A 6594-nucleotide genomic window follows, 5' to 3' on the forward strand; every position below is an offset into this window, starting at 1 on the left:
CCGCTAACAGCACCACAAGCACCGTCAGCACAAACTAAGACACATAAAAAACAACACAAAAGACGGCGCGCTTGTATGGCGCGCCGTTTCTTGGTGAGAAAAGGCTTTGACCGGAGGCGTATTTTGCCGTCTGCCGTATCTTGTCAGGTTTTGTTTCAGCGAATGCCGCGCACACGTAAAACGCGGGGTCTGTTTTTCTGTGCTTGGGCCCCAAGGCGTTAAAAACGGACTTACCGGCCGGTTCGGAGAAGGACTGCCGAGGCGGTGACGGAGATGATCCTGATATCGCTGAGGAAGCAAAATCCAACATCGTAAAAAAATCCTGACACCGTAAGAGCAGCTGCTAATGCATCAAACAAGCAATCAAACGGTGTCCCGGATAAACCCGCGGCGTAACATATTTAAGTATAAAATAGATCCTTAGGTGGATCTTCCCGTATCTGCACAGCTGTTGCTCAGGTGCCGCTGTTTTCAGCAGATGAAAAACTCATCCCTCTGCTGCCATGCAATTAAGGGTTGTGAGGAGCAAATCAGTTGGGCTGTGAAGCAGGATGGAAAAGCGAACCTCAACAACCGCTCCTGGTGAATGAACGGGTAGCCACTATCTATTTTTGTTGATCCGGATTCGACCGGGTTCGGGTCTGCCCGAACAGGGCGGACTGTTGCCTAACAAAAACTCAACGAAGTTCGCAAAACATGACGGCTGACCAAAAAACACGGGCCGCGGCTGTATTCCCTTCGGGGCATTCTGGCCCGGTTGACGAAAGCAATACCGCGCGCAGAGGGCGGTTCCGGGGTGATCGGCACACCGGTGAGACCGAATGAAACGTATGATCTGATGGAGACCAGAGAACATGCCCCAAGAAGAATACATTTGCCGGTTCGGCATGCCCCGCGCCGTTGAAAGGTTGGGACGCGCAGTCCTGGCAATGCAATGGGGTGAAACAGCATGATCGATCTTGGCCTTTCCACGGTAACGCTGGCAGTTCGGAACAAACACGGTGGGATTAACAGCCTTGGTCCGCTTCTGTGGCGCGACCCATCCGACGTGTCCACTTTGTTTCAGGACCCGGCGGGCTTGGTGCCGGTGACGGCTGTGGGTGAACCCGTCAGGCGCCTGAACAACAAGGGCACACTGGGGGGGTATTTTCTTGCCCCCAGTGCAGCAGCCGCCCCGGTGTATCAGTCTGACGGCACCTATCAATGGCTGGAAAGTGACGGTGTGGACGACGTGTTGGTATATCAGGGCACGGTACCGTTTTCTGTCGAGGTGTTCGAAGCCGTTGCGTTCCGGACGCTCAGCATTGATCGCCCCTTCGCGCATATCATCAGCAACCGAGGTGGCGTTCCAGGCGATCTGAAGGCCCGCCATCCCTTGATCTCGGCATCGCAATCAGAGCCTCAGAGAATTATTACTTCCTTCGGTGGTGTGGCCAGTATCGTGGATACAGGGGGATCCCTTGTGGGCGTGGATACTCTTGTTACGACGTCGAACAGCGCCTCGGGGATGTCCACCAACGTCAACGGTCAAACCGCCACAAGAGCTGGCGTCGCACTGGAAGATGGGGGCACGGAGCCTTATCGGATTCTTGGTCCAAATCCGGCGCATATTCGAGATTATGGCGGTGTCCACATGAACCGGACTCCGGGCGCGGCAGAAGAGGCGTTTATCCGAAGCTATTATGCAAGGAGATCGGGTGCCATCGCCTGAGCAACGACACCTGAAGGGTGGCGTTGGTTTTTTCTGACGCATAGGTGAGCATGTCAATCTACGTCGGCAATGGTATGGGGTGGCACCGCCACTCTGTACCGTTGTCCTTCATCAGGCGAGGTCAGGATTCGCACTGGAATCTGCGTGCAGTTGTTCGTCAGAACGTTGTCAGCCTGCTAAGACGCCTCCGGCGTTGGCTGGAAAGCCTGCTCGCCATCCCGCGGAAAGTCGCCTAAACGAACACTTGTGGTAATAAAATCGGGACAGGTTCAGTCGGACACTTGATGTTTTTTGAGATGGAAGTCACTGACCGCTCAGGTGTGACAGAAAGCACTTTTGGGTCCGGGACGTGAAAATGGCGGAAACTTTTTTGGATCGGCGAACAAAAGAAGAGAACACGTACCTGATTATTGGTGCCGTTATCTTGTTTGCGGTATTTCACTTTACGTTCCAGGCTGTTTTCTTCACTTATGAAAGACGGCCAGACGAGATCAAGGCAGTCGGGTATTTTGTAAACCTTCTCTCATTTCAGAATGATGCCCGTTTAGGTCATGTGTGGGTTGAAGAAACTTGGACCAGATTGGTTTTATTCGCGTTCAATGTTGCCATAACCTTTGTCTTGGTTGCTTTTAAACTTGTCGACAAAAAGGCTGTCATACTCGTTGCAATATGGCCGCTGTCAGTCCTGCTTTTTTCAAAGATCTATTGGGAATTCTTCTACTTTCCGCTTTGCCTGATACGGCCAAACCTTTCTGCTCGGGCCGAAGCCGGAGTAATATTTTTACTCGGTATATTGCTGTATGCTACCGGAGAGGCAAACCTCGGCGTTATTCTAACTTTTCGAGCTGCCTTGCTCATTCAACATGCTGGATTTCAACGTTCAACACCGATCGGAATTGTGGGATTCGGGATTGCTCTGGATGCCGCCATGAAAACAGGCGCTGCATTCTCACTTCCTTGGATAGGAGGGTTGTTGCAGCGGTTTGATTGGACTCGAAACACTATCAACCCGGACTACTCCCCTATCGAGAGTATAGCGGTATTTATCGCGAGCTTTCACTTCTTCAGCCTGCATACCGGGGCCTACTGGATTGACGTGTTATTTTCACTGGCAGTGATCGCTTACTTGTTAAGCTCTGCCGAATTTCGCCGCAACTTAAGAGAGCACTTTTGGTTAGTTGCTTGTTTCTTTTCTGTGTTTTTCTTCTACACGCACGTCACGTATGCGTTTCAAAATGCAAGGTACTACTTCTTCTTCGTTCCCATTCTGGCAATGATTACTCCTGCCAGAATGTTTCCAGGGTTAGCGATCCTTGGGTTTTTCCACGTGGTTTTTAGAAGCTTGGAGTTCTTGTAACCTGTTCACTTACGCCCGGATGGTCTCCATCAGACCGCTTGGGTTTCTTGGCGATTTTTCAGGCCCGGTTCCATCAGTTCAGTCAGGCGCGCTTGGTCCGGTGCGAAGAGGTCTGACAGCTCTTGCAGAATCTCCGCCCCCGGCTCAGGGGGGGTCTTTGCCGGATCCGACGTGTACAGCACTTTGGACACCAGCGGACTGCTTTTCACCGTCGAAACCAAGCTTGGCAGGCCGAGGCGACGCAGCACCCAGCCGCCGTTCCGCAATACCGAGACAAGCGCCGGATTGCGTGCAGACTGAGCCTCTAGAATCCGGTCCTCATAGGGAAGAGTCTCGATGAAAGGAACATCAAGCGCAGAGCACAAGGAACCGCCAAAGCCCTTGGGGTCGGTCTTGAGCTGATCAAAATCCAGGACAAAAACCCGGTTCGCGCCCAGGTGGTTCCTGGCATTTTGCACATGTTTCCCAAACAGGGAGTTCTCGACAATCTCGGGGTATTCTCGAACCGCGTCTTCAAAGCACAAGTTTGTCCGGCCGATTTTCAGCATGTACTTCCAATGGGACACGCTGCGGGCAACGGGCGCACGTACGGTCACCAGAAACCGGCTGTCCTGCGGCAGATCGCGGGCAATGCGTTCCAGCGCTGTTTCGGAATACAGGTAGTCATGACAGATTTCACCGATCCGCATGGCCTGAGGCTGTTTCGGAAACTGACGGCGGTACCAATCTTCGCCTTTGTCATAGAAGCGGTCGAAATAGAAAATCTCTTTTGCGTTGGCCAATGCAACATCGGGATGCTGGTTCAAAATATGCCAAATCCATGTGGACCCGCACTTGTCGCCACCCAGATACAGGAAATTGACGGGTAGGGTATTGTTGGTCACGGCCTACGCTCCTTGAACAGCAAGGCCAGGTTCACAAGGCCTGAGGAAATCCCGATTTTTCTGAAGATATAGATATATGCCGCGGTGTTCAGGGCGATGAGGTTGCAACTGATGCACACTGCTGCGCCCATCGACCCCCAAAGGGCGACGGCGACAGGCAAGGCCGCAAGCGAAAGACCGGTGGTGACAACCAACATCACGAAGTGCACCCGCTCGTGACCGGACATTTCCATGATCTGCGCCGTCGGGCCCGCAAAAGCGCTGACCAGATAGCCAAGGCTGATCACGATGAGCTCGGGATACGCCGTGGCATAACCCGGGCCGAATAGTTCCAGCACCTCGTCGCCCCACAGGAAAAAAATCAAAAAGCTGGCCAATGTCGGCATCCCCAACATCAGGCTGATACGGCGGCAGGTGGTTTGGGCTGCGTCAAAGTCGTGTTTGCCCAACTGCGCCGCAAGCATCGGGGCCGCGACAATGTTGATCGCCATCAGGAACAATTCCAGCACCATGGCCGTACGCAAGGCGGCGAAAATGGCGCCGACAATAGCCGCCGGAAGAAGACCGCCGACAATGACAATCGCCACATTGCGGCCAGATGCGTCGACAACAGAATTGCCCCACATCCCCCATGAGGCGGAAATCCATCGGCTCTCTTGGCTAAAATCGGCCGCTCCGGTCATCAGCCGCACCGGATTGGTCAGCGGCACCAGAAAGGACTGAACCAGAAACAGCCCGCCCAGAAAAGCGGACATCAGCAACAATGTGGTGACCGGGTCGAGCGCCGGGATCATGCCCAATGCGGCCATCATCGCCAGGGCAATGACGGTCAGGCGAAACACGACGTCCCTGGGCAGCAGCGCGCACCAGACAGAGCCCGCCGCCCGTTGCGGGTTGGGTTGAAACTCGGCCAGAGCCAGGACGACGGTAAAGAGCGCGGTCGCCCAAAGCAGGGACTGCTGACCGTCAAAAGCAGGCAGGATTGCCGCCGCAAGCGCCAGCCCCAAGGCGGCCACAGAAGACCCCAGCAGAACGATTCCATAGCTGAACCGCACAACTGCTTTGGCTTTGGCTTCGTCGTGGTCGTGCAGGTAGAAAGATGCAAAGCGCAAGACCACATTGCGCTGCCCGACGGTGCCAGCGATCGCCAGGATCGTGGCCAAAGAAAAGGCAAAGCTGAATCGCCCGAAACCGTCGTCACCGAGGCCGCGCGACAATGCCACGAACATCACGAAAGAAAGCCCGGCAGCCGCGCATTTTATGGACAATGCCGCCAAGCTTTTCAGAGCAAATCTCTTGCCGGACTTTGCGATGGTGCCTGTGTTCATGACGCTCAAGGCCACTATGCGATGCGCGCGTCGGATACGGTCAGACCCAGTTCCTGTGCCACCAGTTCCGCAATTTGCGCCTTGAAAACCTGCTGGTCGAAACGGGCTGCGTGCGCCTGTATTTTCTTCGGAGAATTCACAAGCGCCACATCCGCTTCAAGCGTGTCGATCGCTGCGTTCAGCGCCTCGACGGTCTGTTCATGAAAATGCACACCCGACACGCCGGGCAAAACCGTGTCCAGGGCACCGCCACGGCCGTAGGCCACGACCGGCCGCCCCGACGCCATAACCTCGACCGGAATGATCCCGAAGTCTTCTTCACCGGGAAACACCAGCGCTTTGCAGGTTGCGAATTGGCGTTTCAGCTCGGCGAAGGGAACCCGCCCCAGAAAGGTGATGTTGCTCTTGGCTTTTTGTTCCAACTCGGCGCGCATTTCCCCGTCGCCGACAATAACCAGCTTGCGGCCCGAAGCGTTGAACGCGTCCACTGCAAGATCAGCCCGTTTGTACGACACCATCTCACCAGCCAGCAGGTAATGGTCTCCTACGTCTTCGGAAACACTGAACTCGGCAACTTCGACGGGGGGGAAAATGACATTCGCGTCCCGCCGGTAGTATTTACTGATGCGCTGCGCGATGAAACCGGAGTTTGCCACGAAACGGTCGACCCTGGCGGCGCTGCTGACATCCCAGATCCGCATCTTGTGCGCTACCAAAGGCATCATGAGCTTTGCCAGACGTCCTGCGGATGCACGGTAGATATGATAGTGGTCCCAGATGTAGCGCATCGGTGAATGGCAATAGCAAAGATGCACGGCATCGGGTCGGGGGATGATGCCCTTTGCGGGCCCGCTTTCGCTTGAAATGATCACGTCGAACTCGGTCATGTCGACCAGTTCGAGCGCAAGAGGCATCAGCGGCAGGTATTTCTGGTAATGCTTCCGCGCGCCGGGCAGTTTGGAGATAAACGTTTCGCGCACATCCTGCTTGCGGATCTTGTCGCTCACCTTGTCCGGGTCGTACACATGGGTGACAATGACCGCGTTAGGGAACAGGTCGAGCAGGCTTTCAATGACCTTTTCCCCGCCCCGCATTCCGACAAGCCAATAATGTACGATGGCGACCCGCAGGCCGGAGAAATCCGCGTTGGCGCTTTCCATATTCTGCGAAACAAACTCGTTTACTTCGGTCATGGTAAATCCTTGAGACCTGCTGCGCACCCTTCCCAGAGGCGGCTACCGTCAATCAGCCTGCGATGTTCAGCCCTTAGCGCCCTGGCCGCGGGCGTAGACGTCTTCGTAGCGGACGATGTCG

The 6594-nt window shown here is 54.9% G+C and carries 5 protein-coding genes; 2 read left to right on the forward strand and 3 right to left on the reverse strand.

All coding sequences use genetic code 11. From position 1 onward, the window contains the following. Positions 1-949 precede the first annotated feature (949 nt). Both GOX88_RS23070 and GOX88_RS23075 read left to right on the forward strand, forming a co-directional pair. Positions 950-1711 (forward strand): hypothetical protein, encoded by a 762-nt coding sequence (locus GOX88_RS23070; RefSeq protein WP_170407751.1) that lies wholly within the window; start codon positions 950-952, stop codon positions 1709-1711. Between the two features lie 355 nt (positions 1712-2066). Beyond that, positions 2067-3068 carry a hypothetical protein gene (locus GOX88_RS23075; protein WP_170407754.1) on the forward strand — a complete coding sequence of 334 codons (1002 nt, stop codon included), beginning with the start codon at positions 2067-2069 and terminating at the stop codon, positions 3066-3068. Between the two features lie 29 nt (positions 3069-3097). Here GOX88_RS23075 and GOX88_RS23080 read toward each other — a convergent pair whose 3' ends face one another. The 3 genes from GOX88_RS23080 to GOX88_RS23090 are packed head-to-tail and all read right to left on the reverse strand — an operon-like array spanning position 3098 to position 6473. Beyond that, a complete protein-coding gene (locus GOX88_RS23080) occupies positions 3098-3952 on the reverse strand; it encodes a sulfotransferase family protein (RefSeq protein WP_170407756.1) in 855 nt (284 codons plus the stop codon). After that, positions 3949-5280, reverse strand: coding sequence for a lipopolysaccharide biosynthesis protein (locus GOX88_RS23085; protein WP_254443422.1), 1332 nt, complete (start codon positions 5278-5280; stop codon positions 3949-3951). The genes GOX88_RS23080 and GOX88_RS23085 overlap by 4 nt, the downstream gene beginning before the upstream one ends. Before the next feature lie 14 nt (positions 5281-5294). Then, positions 5295-6473: a glycosyltransferase gene (locus GOX88_RS23090; RefSeq protein WP_254443420.1), complete on the reverse strand. Its 1179-nt coding sequence runs from the start codon at positions 6471-6473 to the stop codon at positions 5295-5297. Positions 6474-6594 lie beyond the last annotated feature (121 nt).

The sequence above is a fragment of the Ruegeria arenilitoris genome (assembly GCF_013030985.1).
In the GTDB taxonomy this organism is placed as follows: Bacteria; Pseudomonadota; Alphaproteobacteria; order Rhodobacterales; family Rhodobacteraceae; genus Ruegeria; species Ruegeria arenilitoris_B.